Source organism: Pseudomonas sp. BF-R-01 (assembly GCF_019946615.1).
GTDB classification, from domain to species: domain Bacteria; phylum Pseudomonadota; class Gammaproteobacteria; order Pseudomonadales; family Pseudomonadaceae; genus Aquipseudomonas; species Aquipseudomonas migulae.
Genome location: NZ_JAGYFX010000067.1, coordinates 14,911 through 32,434 on the forward strand (window position 1 = coordinate 14,911; position 17,524 = coordinate 32,434).

Annotated in this window: 18 protein-coding genes; 8 read left to right on the forward strand and 10 right to left on the reverse strand. The window is 56.6% G+C overall.

Features of this window, described 5'->3' with window-relative positions; translation table 11 throughout:
- Positions 1-3: 3 nt before the first annotated feature.
- Positions 4-675, reverse strand: coding sequence for an MOSC domain-containing protein (locus tag KGB27_RS21745; protein ID WP_223556300.1), 672 nt, complete (start codon positions 673-675; stop codon positions 4-6).
- 114 nt (positions 676-789) lie between these two features.
- On the opposite strand from KGB27_RS21745, the gene KGB27_RS21750 reads away from it, so the two are divergent.
- A complete protein-coding gene (locus tag KGB27_RS21750) occupies positions 790-1,674 on the forward strand; it encodes a LysR family transcriptional regulator (RefSeq protein ID WP_008039770.1) in 885 nt (294 codons plus the stop codon).
- 145 nt (positions 1,675-1,819) lie between these two features.
- Here KGB27_RS21750 and KGB27_RS21755 read toward each other — a convergent pair whose 3' ends face one another.
- Genes KGB27_RS21755 through KGB27_RS21770 form a run of 4 tightly spaced genes read right to left on the reverse strand, consistent with a single transcriptional unit; the run spans position 1,820 to position 5,374 of the window.
- Positions 1,820-2,749, reverse strand: a complete 930-nt coding sequence (locus KGB27_RS21755; protein ID WP_223556303.1) for an NAD(P)H-dependent flavin oxidoreductase — start codon at positions 2,747-2,749, stop codon at positions 1,820-1,822.
- A gap of 3 nt (positions 2,750-2,752) precedes the next feature.
- Positions 2,753-3,448 carry a cytochrome b gene (locus KGB27_RS21760; protein WP_223556306.1) on the reverse strand — a complete coding sequence of 232 codons (696 nt, stop codon included), beginning with the start codon at positions 3,446-3,448 and terminating at the stop codon, positions 2,753-2,755.
- Positions 3,390-5,063 carry a cation acetate symporter gene (locus KGB27_RS21765; protein WP_223556309.1) on the reverse strand — a complete coding sequence of 558 codons (1,674 nt, stop codon included), beginning with the start codon at positions 5,061-5,063 and terminating at the stop codon, positions 3,390-3,392. The genes KGB27_RS21760 and KGB27_RS21765 overlap by 59 nt, the downstream gene beginning before the upstream one ends.
- A complete protein-coding gene (locus KGB27_RS21770; protein ID WP_223556313.1) occupies positions 5,060-5,374 on the reverse strand; it encodes a DUF485 domain-containing protein in 315 nt (104 codons plus the stop codon). The genes KGB27_RS21765 and KGB27_RS21770 overlap by 4 nt, the downstream gene beginning before the upstream one ends.
- 271 nt (positions 5,375-5,645) lie before the next feature.
- Between KGB27_RS21770 and KGB27_RS21775 the strand changes: the two genes are divergently transcribed.
- Positions 5,646-6,557: a LysR family transcriptional regulator gene (locus KGB27_RS21775; protein WP_207285896.1), complete on the forward strand. Its 912-nt coding sequence runs from the start codon at positions 5,646-5,648 to the stop codon at positions 6,555-6,557.
- On the opposite strand, the gene KGB27_RS21780 is transcribed toward KGB27_RS21775, so the two are convergent.
- The 3 genes from KGB27_RS21780 to KGB27_RS21790 all read right to left on the reverse strand — a co-directional run bounded on the left by KGB27_RS21780 (position 6,474) and on the right by KGB27_RS21790 (position 9,416).
- Positions 6,474-7,721 (reverse strand): MFS transporter, encoded by a 1,248-nt coding sequence (locus tag KGB27_RS21780; protein ID WP_223556317.1) that lies wholly within the window; start codon positions 7,719-7,721, stop codon positions 6,474-6,476. The two genes, KGB27_RS21775 and KGB27_RS21780, sit on opposite strands and share 84 nt — an antisense overlap.
- A gap of 4 nt (positions 7,722-7,725) precedes the next feature.
- The gene (locus KGB27_RS21785) at positions 7,726-8,949 is read right to left on the reverse strand and encodes a YbfB/YjiJ family MFS transporter (RefSeq protein WP_317850729.1); all 1,224 of its coding nucleotides are present in this window, start codon (positions 8,947-8,949) and stop codon (positions 7,726-7,728) included.
- A 137-nt stretch (positions 8,950-9,086) separates the two neighbouring features.
- A complete protein-coding gene (locus KGB27_RS21790; RefSeq protein ID WP_008029418.1) occupies positions 9,087-9,416 on the reverse strand; it encodes a DHCW motif cupin fold protein in 330 nt (109 codons plus the stop codon).
- 191 nt (positions 9,417-9,607) lie between these two features.
- Here KGB27_RS21790 and KGB27_RS21795 point away from each other — a divergent pair, with 191 nt between their 5' ends.
- The gene (locus KGB27_RS21795) at positions 9,608-9,922 is read left to right on the forward strand and encodes an NIPSNAP family protein (protein WP_207285894.1); all 315 of its coding nucleotides are present in this window, start codon (positions 9,608-9,610) and stop codon (positions 9,920-9,922) included.
- Between the two features lie 40 nt (positions 9,923-9,962).
- Here the strand turns inward: KGB27_RS21795 and KGB27_RS21800 are convergent, their stop codons facing one another.
- Together KGB27_RS21800 and KGB27_RS21805 are read right to left on the reverse strand one after the other, a co-directional pair.
- Complete coding sequence (locus KGB27_RS21800; RefSeq protein WP_192418656.1) at positions 9,963-11,081, reverse strand: glycosyltransferase 61 family protein; 1,119 nt, start codon at positions 11,079-11,081, stop codon at positions 9,963-9,965.
- Between the two features lie 71 nt (positions 11,082-11,152).
- Positions 11,153-12,307 carry a GNAT family N-acetyltransferase gene (locus KGB27_RS21805; RefSeq protein ID WP_223556324.1) on the reverse strand — a complete coding sequence of 385 codons (1,155 nt, stop codon included), beginning with the start codon at positions 12,305-12,307 and terminating at the stop codon, positions 11,153-11,155.
- 346 nt (positions 12,308-12,653) lie between these two features.
- Here KGB27_RS21805 and KGB27_RS21810 point away from each other — a divergent pair, with 346 nt between their 5' ends.
- The 5 genes from KGB27_RS21810 to KGB27_RS21830 all read left to right on the forward strand — a co-directional run bounded on the left by KGB27_RS21810 (position 12,654) and on the right by KGB27_RS21830 (position 17,213).
- Positions 12,654-12,953, forward strand: coding sequence for a hypothetical protein (locus tag KGB27_RS21810; RefSeq protein WP_223481043.1), 300 nt, complete (start codon positions 12,654-12,656; stop codon positions 12,951-12,953).
- A 77-nt stretch (positions 12,954-13,030) separates the two neighbouring features.
- Positions 13,031-13,702: a class I SAM-dependent methyltransferase gene (locus KGB27_RS21815; RefSeq protein WP_223556326.1), complete on the forward strand. Its 672-nt coding sequence runs from the start codon at positions 13,031-13,033 to the stop codon at positions 13,700-13,702.
- A gap of 434 nt (positions 13,703-14,136) precedes the next feature.
- Positions 14,137-15,048: a TIR domain-containing protein gene (locus KGB27_RS21820; protein WP_223556330.1), complete on the forward strand. Its 912-nt coding sequence runs from the start codon at positions 14,137-14,139 to the stop codon at positions 15,046-15,048.
- A 9-nt stretch (positions 15,049-15,057) separates the two neighbouring features.
- Complete coding sequence (pycC, locus tag KGB27_RS21825) at positions 15,058-15,747, forward strand: Pycsar phage resistance system uridylate cyclase PycC (RefSeq protein WP_223556332.1); 690 nt, start codon at positions 15,058-15,060, stop codon at positions 15,745-15,747.
- 14 nt (positions 15,748-15,761) lie between these two features.
- Positions 15,762-17,213: a PIN domain-containing protein gene (locus KGB27_RS21830; RefSeq protein WP_223556334.1), complete on the forward strand. Its 1,452-nt coding sequence runs from the start codon at positions 15,762-15,764 to the stop codon at positions 17,211-17,213.
- Positions 17,214-17,524: the final 311 nt, after the last annotated feature.

Consider the following 17,524-nt stretch of genomic DNA (forward strand, 5'->3'; position numbering starts at 1 on the left):
CTATCAATCCTGAACCGCTTTCTGCAGCCACTTCGCCCGCTCCGACAGGCGTCGCTTCCAGTCCTCGGCCAACCCACGGCTTGCCGCCAGCGCCAGCAGGTCGTCGATCACCGGTCGGTGCGACAACTGCACCTGCCAGAATTCATCGATGGAAAAACGCTCCGTTTGCCTTTCCAGCAACTCGATCCTGTCACCCGCTTCAATGAAGCCCGGTTGAAGCACCCGGTAATACCAACCGGTGATTCGCTCCTTGGCGACATGCATCGACATACGCTCGGCGTCGAAACGATGATTGATTTTCCAGCACGGGCTACGCGGTTGAGAGACCTGCAACACCGCACTGCCCATCTGAAATACATCGCCGATGTGCACGTTGCGCTCCGAAAGTTCGAACGCAGAAATGTTCTCCCCCAGGCTGCCCGGAAGCAGCTCATGGGCACAGTGCGCAAAGGCCTGCGCCAGGTGCTGATAATTTTCGGCCGCATAGTGATGAACAGCCTTTTCCGGACCGCCGTGAACCCTGGTGTCGCCATGCTGGTCACCGACAATCCCGTGAAGCTCGACGCGAACGGGGCCTGAACGGCGCTGTTTGAAGATGCCCGTACGCTGCCCTTCGGGCTTCAAGAGCCCCAGGCCGCCGGCGAAGACGTGATCAATTTTCGAAGTGAGTGTCATGGGTCGATCCGCATCTTTTACCGGGTTTCGGCCACTTTACTAACCACCGGCAATAACCGTAAAGTGATCGTTAAATATGTCCATAATCACTTTTTATGATGGATGGTGACGATCATGGAAATGCGCCAACTGAAGATTTTCTGCGCGGTTGCCGAACTCGGCAGCTTCACCGCAGCCGCCGTCAACGTGAACACGGTGCAGTCCAACGTCACCATGCGGGTGAAGGAGCTGGAAGCCGAACTGAATCGGGAGCTGTTCATCCGCAAGAAATCCGGGGTGGTGCTCACGTCGGCGGGCGAGACCTTCCTTGGTTATGCGCGGCGCATCCTGCAACTGACAGAAGAGAGTCGCAATGCGTTGACGGACACCGGCGTTCCGACCGGCCTGCTGCGGCTGGGCTCAATGGAAACCACGGCGGCCATTCGCTTGCCGCAGGTGCTGACGAAGTACCGCGAGCAGTATCCCGAAGTGCAACTGTCGCTGCTGACCGGGACGACGGTCGAGCTGATCAAGGCAATTGAAGCCCATCGACTCGATGGAGCGTTCGTCGGCGGATTTCACCAGAACCCGGCGTTGGCGCAGGAAGAGGTTTTTCAAGAGGAACTGGTGCTGGTCAGCAGCAACCGCTTCGAGTCACTGCCCGCGCTCATCGAGAAAATCCCCCAGCAAACCGTGCTGGTCTTTCGCACCGGGTGCTTCTATCGCTCCACCCTGGAAAACTGGTTCTACCAAGTCGGGCTGGTGCCTAACCAGATCATGGAACTGGGAACCCTCGACGGCATCCTGTCGTGCGTCGCGGCGGGCATGGGCGTGACCTTGCTGCCCAAGGCCATCGCAGAGAATTGCAGCGTGCGGCATGCGATTCGCTGCCACACGCTACCGGCCGAATTCGCCAACGTCTCGACCGTGTTCATCCGCAGGAACGATTCGATGATCACCTCGGCGATGAGCGCGTTTATCGGCCTGGCGCAGGAGCAGATTGCCCGGCCGGCGGCGTAAAACACTCAGTTCGACACTGTAGTTGCGAGCGGTGCGGCGTTCCGGTTTGCCTGCGAAAGCGTCAGGACATTCACTATTGAAACTGAATGCACTACCGCCTTCGCGAGCAAGCTTCGCTCCTACAGGTTAATCGAGGAGAGGCTTACTACAAGCCAAGGGCAAGCTCCGCCACACGTTCTGCTGCGGGGACGACGCTGTGGATCTTGCCAACGCCCTGCCCCGCGTACAGCGAAAGCTTCTTGGCCATGCGCGGTTTGTCGATTGCGCGGGCGCCACCGCCAATGAAACGCAGCAGGTTCCACTTGTCACGATTGGGGATCACCCGGTGCGGCGTGCCGTAGGTCCAACCGAACGAATACCCGGTCCGGTACTCGGTGTCATCCGTCGTCGCCTCGACAATTTTTTGCTTGTAGAGCGGGTGCGCATTCGACTCATCGGTGGCAATAAACGCGGTGCCCACCACCACCCCAGACGCGCCGAGCGACATCAGCGCCCGAACGTCGTCACCGTTGGTGATGCCACCAGCCGCCAGCACCGGCCGCCCCTCGGCAACGCAAAGGATTGAAGTCAGCAACGGCATGATGCCTATCGTGCCTCGATTCAAATGACCGCCACTTTCACTGCCCTGCGCCACGATGATGTCAGCGCCTTGCGCAATGGCGATTTTCGCCAGCTCCACCGAGCCCGTTTGCACCATGACCACCAACCCCGCGTCTTTCGCCCGGGGAATCATGTCGGCGGAATAGGCCTCGGCGTAAAACAAAGAGAGCAGTCGTGGTTTTTCTTCGAGGACCACCTGGAATTGCGCTTCAAACACGTCAGGGCCGCCGAACTGCGGCACCAGGTTTACGCCAAAGGGTTTGTCGGTCAGCGCTCGGGTTTCCTGTATCCATCGGCGCAAGGTCAAGGGTGGCAGGCGCAAGCCGCCCACCACGCCCAAGCCTCCGGCGTTGGCGACTGCCGCAACGAGCGGCGGGCCGGAAATCGCCGCCATCCCGCCGAGAAAAATCGGGTATTTCACGCCACACAATTGAGTGATGGCGTTACCTGCAAAATCGAATCTGGCTTCGTTCATGGCTCACAGCTCCACATGTTTTCCAAGCATCCGCTTGAGCGTGTTGTTCTTCAGGAGAAAGTGATTTTTGAGCGCACCGAACACGTGCAAGGCCAGGCCGGCCAGGAACGCCGACGCCCCGATATCAAAGAGCACATCGACCACCTGCTTCAGCGCTGCATTGGTGGGCAACAGCGCCGGAATCGAAAAGCCGCCGGGCAGCCCCACCCCTTCGCCGGCCGCAGCCCGCGAGGCCCACACCGCGACCGGCAGCAGCACCATCGCCAGGGCGAGCGCCACCGCAACGGAACGGCTGATGATCACTTCAATAGGATTGGGCGTGCCCACCGGCAGCGGGTGGTAAGCGGTGATCCTGGCCCAGAACCGATAGATCGATACGAAAAACAGGATCAGCCCCATGAGGTTTTGCAGGTGGACCAACGACATCCGCCCGGCCTCACTGGACGCCTGGCCGATCATCACCTGCAAGCCGAGGATGGCGAGCAGCGACAACGCCACGACCCAGTGCAGCACGACCGTGATGGGTGAAAACCTTAAGCCATTGTCTCGAAGTTGCATGGCTGACTCCTTTTGCAGAGAGCACAAATCAGGGTATGGAAATGACCGGCACACCGTCATCGCGATGACGGTGTGCCGCGTCTCAGTGGCTGACCGCTTGCGATGCGCCAAGGCCCGTGCGGGCGCGGATGAGCTGATCATCGAAGCGCTCGCGTTCAAGCGCTGCCCCGCGACTGCGATCAGTGACGGAGCCGAGCCAGGTAAACAGGAACGCCACGTTCATCGAGATGATGGCCGGGTAGTCGAAGGGGAAGATGGCGTCGGCATTGCCCAGCACTTTGACCCACACCGCCGGCGAGAGAATCACCAGGCTGACCGAGCTCACCAGCCCGGCGATGCCACCGATCAACGCCCCGCGTGTGGTCAGCCCTTTCCAGTACATCGAGAGCACGAGGATCGGGAAGTTGACCGAGGCCGCCACGCCAAAAGTCAGCGCGACGAGGAAGGCGATGTTCTGGTCCTTGAACAAAATGCCCAGCACCACCGCAACGATGCCGATACCGACCGAGGCAATCTTCGATACACGCCGCTCGTCCTTCGCATCCGCACGGTTTTTGCGGAAGACCCGGACATAGAGGTCATGTGAAATCGCCGAGGTCCCCGCCATGGTGAGCCCCGAAACCACGGCCAGGATCGTGGCAAACGCGACGGCCGAGATGAAGCCCAATAGCAGGTCGCCGCCCACGGCTTTCGCCAGATGCATCACCGGCATGTTCCCGCCGCCGATGAGCTTTCCACCGACAATGCCGGACTCATAGAAGGCCGGGTCTTGCCCGACGATCACGATGGCTGCCAACCCCAACACCGCAACGATCAGGTAGAAGAAGCCGATGAAACCCGTCGCGACGAATACCGATTTGCGCGCTTGCTTGGCGTCCGGCACGGTAAAAAAGCGCATGAGGATATGGGGCAATCCTGCGGTACCGAAGACCAGGCCCAGCGACAGCGAGATGAGCGCCAATGGGTCGGCCACCAGCTTGCTGGGCAGCAGGATCCGCTCGCCATCGTGATGGGCGGCAACCGCTTTTTCGAACAGCAGCTCGAACGAAAAACCGAACTTGCTCAACGCCAACACGGCGAGCAATGTCCCGCCCACCAGCAGCAAGCCTGCCTTGATGATCTGCACCCAGGTGGTGGCGACCATCCCGCCAAACGTGACGTAGATCGCCATCAACAGACCGACAGCAATCACCGCGTAGTTGTAGGGAAGACCGAACAGCAACTGGATCAGTTGCCCTGCCCCGACCATCTGCACCACCAGATAAAAGCAGACCACGGTCAACGAACCGAACGCGGTCATGGTGCGAATCCGGTTTTGATCGAGCCGGAACGAGGCGATGTCCGAAATGGTGATGCGCCCCAGATTGCGGATGCGCTCGGCGAACAGGAACAACAGCAACGGCCAGGCGACGAAGAAGCTGATCGAGTAGAGCACGCCATCAAAACCGTTGAAGAAAATCATGCTGGTGACGCCCAGTAACGCCGCCGCCGACATGTAGTCCCCCGCCAGTGCCAAACCGTTCTGGAAACCAGTGATGCCGCCGCCGGCGTTGTAGAAATCGTCCATCGATTTGGTCTTGGAGGCAGCCCAGTAAGTGATGCCCAGGGTGGTCAGCACGAAGACCAGAAACATCGCGATAGCGGTGATGTTCAGCGGCTGTTTTTCCACCGCCTGCAAGACGTCGGCGGCCGAGGCGCACGTGGTGACCGCGCCCAACAGAGAAGGCGCAATGAGGTAACGAAGAATGGGTTTCATACGATGACCCCCTCGCGAATTTCTGCTGTGAGGTCATCGAACTCGCCGTTGGCGCGCAGGATGTACAGGCCAGTAAACAACCAGGCCCCGACGATGAAGGCGACGCCCAGCGGCCAACCGATATTGATGATGCTGGTCGCGGAGAGTTTCTGCGCTAGAAGCTGAGGCGCGAACGCCGCGACGAGGATGAACGTGAAGTACGGGACAAGGGTGGCGGCAGTAAGACAAGCGACGAATCTTCGCTGCCGTGATACCAAATCCCGGTACCGGGGATGGTTGCGAATTCTGGCTGACTCGGATGCATGGTTCACGTTGACTCCGTGTAGCAGTGGACAGTTATTGTTGTTCCACAGCCTCAAATTCGAAGACTCGATTTGCCACTGGCTGCGGTGTATTTGCACCCTCAACCTATGCCCGGCCAAAGATCATGTAAAACGATCATTAATGATGCGTATGATCTTTTTTGATGAATTCAATCGCACCCTATGTCGGCCATTGCTTGCCTTTGCCGCACACGAAAACTAATCTGCTGAACGCTGTTTATTTGCGGTTGGTTATTTGTTTTAGAGATAGGTGAATTCGATGGATGTCACGGATCTGAAGGTGGTCGATGCGGTTGCGCGCCACGGCAGCATGAACAAGGCTGCGAGCGAGCTGAACACCGTGCAGTCCAACGTGTCCGCGAGGATTCGGTCGCTGGAGGACGAGCTCGGGGTGGCGCTGTTCCAACGCAGCGCCAGAGGGGTTCAGGTCACGCCGGCTGGGCGTCGGATCCTGCCGTTCGCCGCCCGCCTTTCCCGGCTCCTGTCCGATGCATCCTGCGCTGCGCGCGATGATGGGCATCCAAAAGGTGTCTTCGAGATCGGTACGCTCGAGACGACGCTGGCGCTGCGCCTTCCACGGCTGATCGCAAAATTTGCCAAGGCTTACCCGGAGGTTCGCCCGGTGATTCGCACCGGCACCACCTGCAGCCTGATCCAGGGCGTCATCGACTGTAAGCTCGAAGGGGCGTTTGTCGTGGGCCCGGTCAATCACCCGGAATTGCTCAGTGAGCAGGCCTTCCGCGAAGAGCTCGTGCTGGTCACGTCCTGCGCCATTGACACGCTGGACGCGGTCGCTGCCGTCGACAATCTGAAGACGGTGGTCTTTCGAATCGGCTGTTCCTACCGCCAACGCCTGGATTCCCTGTTGGCCAACCTGGGCATCCTGGCGCCTGAGCCACTGGAGTTTGGCTCGATTGAAGCGATCATTGCCTGTGTGTCGGCGGGCGTCGGGGTCACGCTGTTGCCCCGAGGCGTTGTGGCGAACGCTTTGCGCGAAGGGTTGGTCAACGTGCATGAGCTCGCGCCAGACATCGCCGACGTAGAGACGGTGTTCGTCAGGCGCCTTGATGGCTACTTTTCCAGCGCGTTATCCACTTTTCTGGACAGCGTTCGCCTGGACGGTGTCGCCCAGGTAGCGATTCCTCACCCAGCCGTTCATCAAGGCGCATAACACCAGCAATGCCGCCGTCACCAGGAACACATGATGCAAGCCGAGATGGGCGCCAATCTGGCCGCCAATCAAGGGACCTATCACCTGCCCTGAGAACTGCGCCGATTGCAGGTAACCGAGGATTTTTCCGGTGTTGTGCTCTTCGACCGAATGCCGGATCAGCTTGGCAATCGCCGGCAAGAGCCCGGCAATGGTCATGCCCATGACACCGCGCAATACCGCCAGTTGCCACCATTGCGTGACGAACGCCTGGGGCACCATGACCACGGCCGTCAGCAACAGGCAACCGACAATCACGCTCCAGCCACCCACCCGATCGGCCAGCGCCCCCAGTCTGGCGGCGGTCAGGATACTGCCCAACGCGGAACAGGCCATGACCACGCCGGCTATCCGCGCCTGATGATCAACCGGTACGCCGAGGTCGCCGATGTAGACGGTGATGATCGGCTCGATCGACATGTTGGCCAGCAGCACCATCATCGCAGTCATGAGCAGTGCAGCGATGACCGGCCATTTCGAACCGGCGCCCTCAGGCCGGTTTTTCCTGTCCCGTTGTCTGGCGTCCGACGCTCGGTCGAAATCCTCACGAACAAACAGGATGGTGGTCATGGCGGCGACCGCAATCATTGCTCCACCGACGAAAAAGGTGCCGCGAATACCAACAAGCTCAGGTAAAAAACCGCCAACCAGTGGCCCGATCAGGTTGCCGGACAAGGCCCCCGTGGACAAGACACCGAGTGCCCAACCCGCCCTTTCGCGCGGGACCTGGGACCCGATCATGACGATGGACGCCGATGCGTAGCCACCGATGAGCCCGGCGATGAGACGCAGTGCAACCAGATCGGTAACGTTCCGGGCCAGCCCGATCAACGACATGACAACGGCCATCCCGATGGCCGCTCTGACCAGCATCGGTTTTCGGCCATAGCGATCAGCCAAGCGTCCCCACAACGGCGCGGTAATCGCCGTGCCGAAAAAAGTCGCGCCGAATGCCACGGCCGACCATTGCACCACGTCCGCCTGCGACGTCACGCCCAGTTGTTGAACGTACAGCGGTAAAAAGGGCAACAACATGCTCAGGCTGACCAGGGTCGTGAACGAGCCGAACACACAAACGGTCAGGTTGCGGCGCCAATACATCACGTTTCGATCGGAGTAATTCACGGTGTCAAAGGCTCCGGGAAGCGCTGGAGCTTTTCGCACCTGCGAGCACATCAATCACAAACGCAAGCAGCATGGCCGCAGTCCCCATCATGAACAGCACGCTGTAGTTCCCGTCGCTGTAGGAAAACAGGAACGACAAGCCATAGGCGGCGACCGCTTGGAACAAGGCAAAACCGACGGTGGCTGTTTGCCAGGCCGAACTGTGTTGAGCGGGATGGTGGGCGAGAATTTCATGCACCCGCCCCAACACCAGCGGCACGGTCCCGGTCACAAACGCCCCGACGACAACGCTGGAGGCCATCAACCAGCCGGCTCCGAGCCCAAGGACGGGGATAATGACGGCGAAGGCCTCGACGATGAACGACAGCCGCAACGCGCGACCGAAACCGATCCGGTCCGCCAGTGCGCCGGCAAGCAGTGGCCCGACGGTCGCGCCAATGCCGAAAAGAACCCAGTACTGCGCCCCCACTTGAAGACCTTCGCCCCTGCCCCGGGCAACGAAGTCCACCAGGAAAATCATGTGCGGCACCCAGCCGGCAGCGTTGAGGGCGTACTCGATGTACAGCGCCTTGAGTGTCCCGTTGCGTGCCGGGCGCGGGTGGTGCGTCGTTTCGGCGGCCGGCGCGGGTTCTTTCGGCCAGCCCCGCCAGGCAAGGGCTGTGAGCAGCAGGGATATCAGGCCAAGGCCCAGCCATGTTTCGCCCAGGCCCTGTTGAAGCAAGAGCGGCACCAGCGTTCCGGAAAGGGCAATGCCAACGCCCACGCCCATGAATATGACCCCGGCGACCAAACCGCGCCTGGACGGCGGCACATGAGCCAAAACGGTCGGAGCGGCCAACACCATCAACGCGCCACCGGCGGTGCCGGACAGGAATCGCCACGCGAAGAACCACGCGAACGACACGGGGTAGGCACACGCGAAAAACGCCACACTGGCCAGCAGCATCATTGCTCTGAGCATGAACACCGTTGAGGTTTTCGCCGCCACGAAACGACCGAAAATGGCGCCGCCCAGATACCCGGCAAGGTTGGCGGCACCCAAGTAAGCGGCCTTGGACGGATCAAACCAGTGGGCGCCGATAATCGCTGGAAGCAACGGTGTATAAGCGAACCGCGCAAGGCCGATGCCGACCAGGCTTGCAGCAAAGCCTGCCACCGTTGCCCAGCCTGCGCTGGCTGGCCGCAATGCGGGCTGCGCATTGGCGATCGTTGTGTTCAACCTGTTCATCATCCGCCCTTCTCTACTTCAGACAGGGCAGACATTACGCGCGCGGGATATATCTCAAGAAGCGAATTAATTTGATCACAGTTATCTCGTATAGAGATACCCAGCGCTACGGCCAGTGGCGAAATTCAATCCAGCGCTTAATCCACAATGAACAATTTCGCGCCGCTGGTGGTGAACGACCGATGCCCTTCAGCATTGTTGCCCACCTGATAACTCATGCCGGCCGTCAGCGTGAATTGTCGACCGTCCTCCAGTTCCGTGTGCAACTCGCCTTCCAGGCACAACAGGATATGACCTCTCCAGCACCAATGATCGGCGAGGTATCCGGGGCTGTATTCAACCATTCGCACACGCGTCGAACCAAACTGACAGGTTCGCCAATAGGCGTTTCCGGTCTGGCCGGCATGGGTGACAGGTTCGATCGTCGACCAGTCGGTCGTCCCGAACGGGATGGCGGTGAGATCCATTTTTACCTCATCGAATACGGTGGAGGCGCAAACGTAACAACCTCGCGATGTGGCCGATAGACACAGATGGCCCGCATTTACGGGATACAGGGTTCAGTGAAGACTCCCATGCAGCCAGGTGATCTGCGAAACTGCCGCATTCCTGAACAGCCTTTGAATGGTTTAACCCTCCCGTAGAAGAGAGCGAACACATGGTCACTTGTTACCTGAAGTACGTGCTGGATCCGTACCAGATCGGCGCATTCGAACACTACGCAAAGTTGTGGATTCCACTGGTGGAAAAATTCGGTGGCCAGCACCACGGCTATTTCCTGCCGTCCGAGGGCGCCAACAACATCGCGTTGGCGATGTTCACTTTTGCGAGCCTTGCCGAGTACGAGCGCTATCGGCAGGACTCCATGAACGACGCGGACTGCATCGCGGCGTTCAAGTATGCCGAGGATAAAAAATTCATCCTCAGCTATGAGCGGAGTTTTTTCCGGCCGGTGTTTGGGGATCAGGCGTAAACCCGTTCGGAAAGTCTTTTGCCGGGGTTCCCTCAGGCCGTCATGACGGGAACAGGTCCAGTGTGCGTTCGACCTCTTGAATGTCGATTTTGAAGCCGTCGCCCTCTGGCGTTCCGACCACGAAGCCGAAATTCTGCCTGTCGCGATCCGTCAGGAACTTGTAGTAGCTGACGAAACGGTTCGGTGGCTGCAGTGCCAGCAACGAACCGCCCGGCTGGAGCACATTGACGCCGTGCACCAGCTGACTGCCTTCGACCCCCACCACCGTCCGCGCCCCGGCGCAGGTCGCCACGATGGTCGGCACATCGGTTTTCAAAGGATCGAGAACGCGGAACCCCCTGCTCTTGCGCAGGTGTTCAGCGACTTCGAGCTCATTGCGCAAAAAGCGCAAGTCACCGTCGCCACCGCGCAGAATGAACACGCCGGGATGAGCCTCATGCTTGACGTGCGACAGCAGTTTTTCCCCCATGGCCCGGTAACGCAGATGCCTGTTTCGATTGTTGCTCAAGTCGTCGAACAGCACGAGTTCACGAAAAAACGCACTGTGCAGGCGCACCGGTTTCATGCCAAACCAGTCTTCGTAAGCGGGAGCCTGGGTAAACAACGGAAACCTGGCGGACGGCGCGGTGGTCACCGGCACGCCTTCATCGCAGGCCAGGGAATAGGTCGGGCAGTCTTCCATCAACCAGGTTCCAAACCAGGTATTGCCGTTTTGCGTGCAGTAGACGGCGGCGCGATCGATCTCGGTGTCCACGGTAATGCGCGGGAACATACTTGGCTTGAGCGACAGCCACAGACTGGCGTTGTCCTTGTAGAGCGCGCCATCGATCATCCAGACGTCCTTGAGCAAGTAGCCACGGGTCGGGCCTTGTTCTACATCGCCCAGCCCTTGCATGGTGCGCGCTGGATGCTCGAAAGGATAAAAACGCTTCGCCTCCCACCCTGTCACGCGGTCCATTTGACCGGGCAGGAAGAACGCCGACGGAGAATGGGTCGTCTCGCCCGGCGCAATATCCCAACTTTTCAGCGCGATGCTTTTCAAGTTGATGTCGGCTTTGCGTGCGAGTCTTTTTCTCGCCATGTTTTTGTAGGCGGCCAGGGTCCATTTTTTTTGATTGCCAGCGGTCGACGTGCTGATTGGCGAGAGATCGCTTTCCATGAAGAGTCCTCCCTGCAGGCAGGGTCAAAAGTCAGGTGCGAGCGCTGTCATTATTCAGTCCTGGAAATGGCTCAGCTGGATGGAATCCGTTCCATGACGGGTTGTGTCTGCAAATTGGCATAGCGACTGCGCAAGGTGTCGAGAAACTGTTCGCCCGAGCTCTTGGCGCAATACAGGTAAATTTTGTGCAGCCCGCCAAACACCATTTCGTGATAACGGCTGGCGACTTCCTCATCGCTTGGCCCGTCCGGCAGGCCAAGGTGCAAGGTTATTTCCTTGCCTTCGACAGCAAACAGCGGCGTGTCCCAGAGGAATCTGGCTCTCCCGGTCTTGGGCAGCCGGACGAACATGTACGCGTGGTTTCCCAGGGAATCGATATCACCGCCGCGCCGTCTTTTCCATTTCAGCAGCCCGTCATCCGGGCGGGCCACACAAAGACCGATGTCGTAATAATCGAAGCCATTGTCGATGGCCCATTCAAGTGCCATGAAGGTGGTAATCGAGTTGACCTCGCGCAGCTTTTTCGCATCTGAAAAAATCGGCTCGACGTACCCGAAACGCAGCGTGCTCCAGTAGCGCTTGCCGCCCCGAGTGACGACGCAACCCAGGTGGCAGGCAACCACCTCGTCTTCCAGCATGATCAGGTCGAGCCGGCCGACGGTCTTGGCAATTCTCAAGACTTCCTGAGAGGGAAACTGCGCAGCGTGGATGCCTTGCCGTGCTTCGGCATAAGGTCGAAGCATTTCCCTGTCGGCCTTTTCGATTTCGTCATCCAGCAGCGTCTGGACCATCCGGTAGCGCGGTCGGTTCTTGCGGATATTTCGACGCAACTCGCTATCGTATTTGGCGGTGATGTCTTCGATGGGGCGCCCAAGCGGTACGACGGCACTCAGGTAGAGGGGCACATTCAAGGCCCCCGGGGACGGCGCTTCACTGACCACCACCACATGATGCGACGCGGCAGGTGCCGGTTCGCCGTCGACTGTATCGGGCGGCCCCTGGGACTTCCCGCCGATGAGCAGCTTGGCCATTTCCCGCTGCTTTTTCCTGCCGATGTAGAGGAATTCGTAAGGACTGTCGTTCTGCAGCTTGAAGCGGGCAATCTCCCACTTCCAGAAACACGCACGCCCCAGGATGTCCCGCAGCCAGGTTGCCGCGTTCCTGACTTCATAACGTAATGAAGGAGAAATCAGTTTTCGGATAACGGCCGCCAGCTTCTCTTTCATTTCTTCGTCATCCTTTGAGCTATCTGTCGTGAAATCAGAGAAAGATCCGGGCGGGACTTGATACTTTCGCTTAACCCTTGATATTTAAGACATATTTGATGGGATTACGCGTCCTCCATCAGTAACTATTAAAGATCAAGGCAGGGACTTTGCAAGCGGCGTATCGGCAGCGTAACCGTATATTTCATGACGCCAAAATTTCTACTCTTCTGGACAGGCACGGGTTCAAAAGTGCCCTCCCGGCAACTGCCCCCAAATGCGCCAAACCGGGCAAAGGGCAGGCGTAACAACGTCTAAACTGCAGGATACAGACACGCCTCCAGCCTCTTGATACAGGGAACTCGGGATGACCGGAAAAACCGCGCGCCCATGCGGGTCATGGGTCTTGCCCGCCCTGCTCGCCATCAATCTGGCGCTGACAGCGGGCTGCGCACGCAACACTGCCACGCCTCGCACTTGGGCCTCAAACGGAGGCTCACCTTGCTACGCCAAAGCGTTGCCCACTGTCGGCGAGGGTGGCCTGGCCTGGGGTTCCACCCTCGACATGGCCCGCCAGAAATCCATGGACAATTGCATTCGCTACGCCGGACGCTCCGGTGGCGCACCGGATACCTGCCAAGTGGTGTTGGCAGAGTGCAGAAAATAATGCAGCGTCACTGACAGGGTCCGCACCACGCGCACTTGCCCTATCCTTCTCTCCAACCCACAACTCCGGACATCGACATGCCCGCCCCCGAATCGACCCTTCTCGATAGCTGGCACCACAACGCCCAATCCTGGATCGACGCGATCCGCACCGGCGCCATCGAAAGCCGCCTCAAGGTCACCGACCAGGCGATCCTGCTGGCAGTGGCAAGCCGTCAGCCCGAACGTGTGCTCGACCTGGGCTGCGGCGAGGGCTGGCTGTTGCGGGCGCTGGCTGAACGGGCGATCAATGGGGTCGGTGTGGATGGCGATGCGACGCTGGTCGAGGCGGCGCGAGCGGCAGGTTCTTCGCCGGTGCATCTGGCGAACTATGAACAGTTAGCGCAAGCCAAAGTGGACATCGGCAGCGACTACGACCTGATCTGCGCCAACTTCGCCCTGCTGCACCAGGACATCATCCCCCTGCTCGCCGCCATGAACGCCCTGCTCGCCCCCGGCGGCGCGCTGGTGATCCAGACGCTGCATCCGTGGAGCGCAGCGGCCGGCGACTATCAGGATGGCTGGCGGCAAGAGACTTTCACCGGGTTCAAGGGGCAATGGCAACCCATGCCGTGGTACTTCCGCACCTTGTCGAGCTGGCTCAATGCGCTGGACATGGCCGGCTTCCAACTGACGGGCCTGCAGGAGCCTCAGCATCCGCAGAGTCCTGTGCCACAGTCGTTGTTGTTGGTGGCTGAAGTTCGGCGGTGAGTTAGTTTGATGGATGTCGGCGGGGGGGTGTTTGGTTGAAGACTCACTGGCGTGATCTCAGGTGATTGCTGCCATTCACGGAAGGCGGCAATCGGCCAGAAGCTGCCGTTCACGATTGGCAGCTTCCGACTATTCTCGGGCATACCTGTATTTATGCTAGTGAAATTCATGTCATAACTGATGCCTTTCAATGGTGAAAAGCAGCAATAAACCACTAAAAATTAGCTTTTCAGCGGTAATTATGGCAGGTCATATTATAATGCTGCTTGCTCAAGATATTTATACGTGACGGTGTATCAGGAGCACTCACTGAGAGCGCCGCTTGTGCCTGGTCAGTAAAAATTTGTTAATCGACATACCGAACTGATTCACCCCGGAGCAGATCCCACGTAAGGTCTGCAGCACACAAGCTACAGCCCGAAACAGGAGACAGGATGTTAGAGCGATTTCAAGGTGAGTCAGGCCGGAGGCTTACGGTTGATGCTCTTCTTTCACAGCGACTGGTTTCCGGAAACCGTGAGCTCGCGGAGTATTTTGCCGACAACGTGGAGCTTCTTGAGGTAGCCGTCGGTGATGTTTTGATTGAGCAAGGTGAATCGGACAACGACTTGTATCTGATTTTGACCGGGGCGTTTGACGTCGTCGTTAATAAGCGTCGTGTTGGTCGCCGGTTTTCCAGTGATCATGTTGGCGAGATGGCCGCAATAGAGCCGTCTCAACCCAGATCAGCGACAGTCGTCGCCACGGAAACGAGCGTTGTCGCTCGTGTCGCGGAAATGCATTTTGCTGAAGCAGGGCAGCGTTATCCCGAGGTCTATCGCTGCATCGCCCGAGAGCTCTCAAAGCGACTTTATCAACGCAACGCGCATGTCGGGGCAGTGCGTGAGCGAATCAAGATTTTCATTATTTCTTCAGCTGAATCGCTTGGCGTCGCAAGAGCGATTCAGACCGCTTTCGGTCACGACGATTTTATTACTACCATCTGGACGGATGGGGTTTTCCGGGCTACGAACTATCCATTGCAAAGTCTACTGGATGCCGTTGATGACTCCGACTTCGCGGTAGCGGTCGCGCATGCTGATGACATTGCTGCATGCCGGGGCCAACAGTGGCCCGTCCCACGAGACAACGTTGTGTTTGAGCTTGGCCTGTTCATGGGGCGACTCGGCAAAGAGCGTGCGATTCTGATGGAGCCACGCGATCTCGATGTCAAACTGCCTAGCGATCTTTCCGGCATTATGACGATCATTTATCGGTATGCGCCTGGTGGTGACACGGCTGCGTTGATGGGGCCTGCCTGTAACCAGCTCCGAGACCACATTCTTCGGCTTGGACCAAACAATTAGGAATGATTAATGGCATTGGCGGATGATCTGAAGAAATGGGTCGGAGAAACGTTCACGAGTGCGTGGGAGGTCCAAGAAACCACCGGGGTGCCAAACCCCGAAGATTTGCGTCTGAATTCGAATCATGCGAAAGACCTAAGTTCTGCGACTGTTCTTTACGCAGACTTGGATGGGTCCACCGACATGGTGAACACATACAAATGGGAATTCAGTGCAGAAATTTATAAGACATTCCTTAAATGCGCATCCGACATCATAAAAAGTGAAGGTGGTGTGATCACCGCATATGACGGGGATCGCGTCATGGCAGTCTTTACTGGGGGCTCAAAAAACACATCTGCTGCGCGATGCGCGTTGAAAATTAACGGCGCAGTAATAGATATCATCAGACCTGCTTTAGCTAAGGCTTACACCACAAATTTTGTCTTGAAGCACGTTGTTGGCATCGACACCAGTCAACTTAGAACAGCTCGGATTGGAGTACGTGGAGACAACGACTTGGTTTGGGTTGGTCGAGCTGCAAACTATGCAGCAAAACTCACGAGCCTTGCTGACAAGCCTACCCGTATCACAGAAAGTGTCTATAAAATGTTGGCAGACGAATTAAAGTCCACCAACGGTCAAAGCATGTGGGTTAGGGAGTACTGGGAAGATATGAAAATTTGGATGTACACCTCGACTTGGAAGTGGGCGGTGTAAACTTCCCGTGATCCATGCAGAGTATTTGCCCCTCGAAAGTACAGTCTCCTGAATCGATCTTCATCCGAGGAATAGCGCCAGCTAAAGAGGGGGGCAGCAGACGCTTACAGCTGGCCTTCACGAATGGCAGCTATTGGCCGATGCGACACTCGGGCGGCTGTCGGCCAATAACTGTCGGTGGTGATAGCCACTCAAAGCGGATACTCAAAGCAGCTACAGAGCTGGTATCAATTCAACTTAATAATGTGCTCCCGCCATTAGCTTCAATAACTAGGGAGATACGTGGCTACGCTTCTGGCTTTCCTTTTGTTCAAGCGCTAGCTATCTTAAGTCGCGTAAACGAAAAATCTTTAGGGCGGGTTTTGATGAAAGTATTCCTAGATACAAATGTATTTTACAAAAACTGGTTTGCAACCAATGCCAACCTCAAGCTGTTATTTTATTTTCTGAATAATTTGGAGTACGAGTTACTGCTGTCAAACATAGTGATACAAGAAGCAAACAACATTAGGCAGCGCGAAGTAAATGAAGTTAAGTCGGAGCTATGCAGAATAATAAAAAAAGGGAATCAATTAAGCCAAAAGAGTCTAACCCTTGATATCGACAATCTTGGATTTAAAACTTATGACCTGACTAATGTGCTGAAAGAGCGGGTGGACTGGATCGATAGAATTGAATACGATAATGTACCTCATAGCATTGTGGTCCAAAGAGCAATTAGCTCAACAAAGCCATTTACCAATGAGAAAAAAGGTTATAGAGACACCCTGATTTGGCTGTCCTTCCTTGATTATTTATCTTCCAGAAACATAGAGGGCGATGTGGCCTTCATAACAAACAATAAACACGATTTTTTTCAGCTTAAAGATAAAACCCTTTCATTCCACGATGATCTCTTGAGAGATATAGCAGAGCGCAACATTAAGGCGAGCATTAAGCCGTATTTAAATGTTTATGATTTTGTGAAAGAAAATGTTGATAAAACACCTCACTCATTTGATCAGCGCAAGTTATTAGACGACATCGAGGACTTCCTGGTCTCTGAAACAGAGTACTTTCTAAATGCAATGAATAATGATGATCTCAGCGAATTACTGGAAACCAGACTGTTTTCCGATAAATTAACCCCCATTCTTGAAGTGAATTCAGATATTTTTGAAGGACTAGAGCATACGCAAATAAATTCAATCAAGGGGCTTCCCGGCGATAGTGTTTATATTGAATCCGAATTTGAGATGCGGAGAGTTGACTTGGTGGTTTCAATCGACTCCACAGAATACAAGCAATATGCTGATGAGGTTGAAGCTATTAGATCCTTGTACAACATTGAGCACGAAGACAATCACGTGAAGTTATCCTTCATACTGAGAACTTATATTGGCGGAAGTTTTGAGTATGATGCTAACAATGAAGCTGCTAGCAATCTGTCAGTTGACTACATTTACAACAAACAAAGACGAGAGTAGCTTTAATAATGTCATGACGGGCGTCGCTGGTGTCTACATAGTGTCGGACAGCGACGGCTTAGCATAAGCCGTCGTAGCTGGCGGTTGGACTTCGGCCTCTCATCTCCTCGACTCTCAGCTATCTGGCGGTGCTTTCAAGCTCTGAATTCGACCAAACAAATATTGGACATTGAATCGTCCGATTTATATACCCCCTCGAATGACTGCTTTTGGCCGTTTTCTGTCTTCCAGGGAGGGCAGCTTCGGGTCGGCTGCTGCCCTTCGTAACTGATAGTTATCGACCGAACGCAAGGAGGCTGGAACTTTTAACG

What these genes read in the sequence shown, in the direction of transcription:
- KGB27_RS21745 (WP_223556300.1), bottom strand. Translation starts at nt 675, where the DNA reads ATGACACTCACTTCGAAAATTGATCACGTCTTCGCCGGCGGCCTGGGG.
- KGB27_RS21750 (WP_008039770.1), top strand. Translation starts at nt 790, where the DNA reads ATGGAAATGCGCCAACTGAAGATTTTCTGCGCGGTTGCCGAACTCGGC.
- KGB27_RS21755 (WP_223556303.1), bottom strand. Translation starts at nt 2,749, where the DNA reads ATGAACGAAGCCAGATTCGATTTTGCAGGTAACGCCATCACTCAATTG.
- KGB27_RS21760 (WP_223556306.1), bottom strand. Translation starts at nt 3,448, where the DNA reads ATGATCAGCTCATCCGCGCCCGCACGGGCCTTGGCGCATCGCAAGCGG.
- KGB27_RS21765 (WP_223556309.1), bottom strand. Translation starts at nt 5,063, where the DNA reads ATGAAACCCATTCTTCGTTACCTCATTGCGCCTTCTCTGTTGGGCGCG.
- KGB27_RS21775 (WP_207285896.1), top strand. Translation starts at nt 5,646, where the DNA reads ATGGATGTCACGGATCTGAAGGTGGTCGATGCGGTTGCGCGCCACGGC.
- KGB27_RS21785 (WP_317850729.1), bottom strand. Translation starts at nt 8,949, where the DNA reads ATGAACAGGTTGAACACAACGATCGCCAATGCGCAGCCCGCATTGCGG.
- KGB27_RS21790 (WP_008029418.1), bottom strand. Translation starts at nt 9,416, where the DNA reads ATGGATCTCACCGCCATCCCGTTCGGGACGACCGACTGGTCGACGATC.
- KGB27_RS21795 (WP_207285894.1), top strand. Translation starts at nt 9,608, where the DNA reads ATGGTCACTTGTTACCTGAAGTACGTGCTGGATCCGTACCAGATCGGC.
- KGB27_RS21800 (WP_192418656.1), bottom strand. Translation starts at nt 11,081, where the DNA reads ATGGAAAGCGATCTCTCGCCAATCAGCACGTCGACCGCTGGCAATCAA.
- KGB27_RS21805 (WP_223556324.1), bottom strand. Translation starts at nt 12,307, where the DNA reads ATGAAAGAGAAGCTGGCGGCCGTTATCCGAAAACTGATTTCTCCTTCA.
- KGB27_RS21810 (WP_223481043.1), top strand. Translation starts at nt 12,654, where the DNA reads ATGACCGGAAAAACCGCGCGCCCATGCGGGTCATGGGTCTTGCCCGCC.
- KGB27_RS21815 (WP_223556326.1), top strand. Translation starts at nt 13,031, where the DNA reads ATGCCCGCCCCCGAATCGACCCTTCTCGATAGCTGGCACCACAACGCC.
- KGB27_RS21820 (WP_223556330.1), top strand. Translation starts at nt 14,137, where the DNA reads ATGTTAGAGCGATTTCAAGGTGAGTCAGGCCGGAGGCTTACGGTTGAT.
- pycC (WP_223556332.1), top strand. Translation starts at nt 15,058, where the DNA reads ATGGCATTGGCGGATGATCTGAAGAAATGGGTCGGAGAAACGTTCACG.
- KGB27_RS21830 (WP_223556334.1), top strand. Translation starts at nt 15,762, where the DNA reads ATGCAGAGTATTTGCCCCTCGAAAGTACAGTCTCCTGAATCGATCTTC.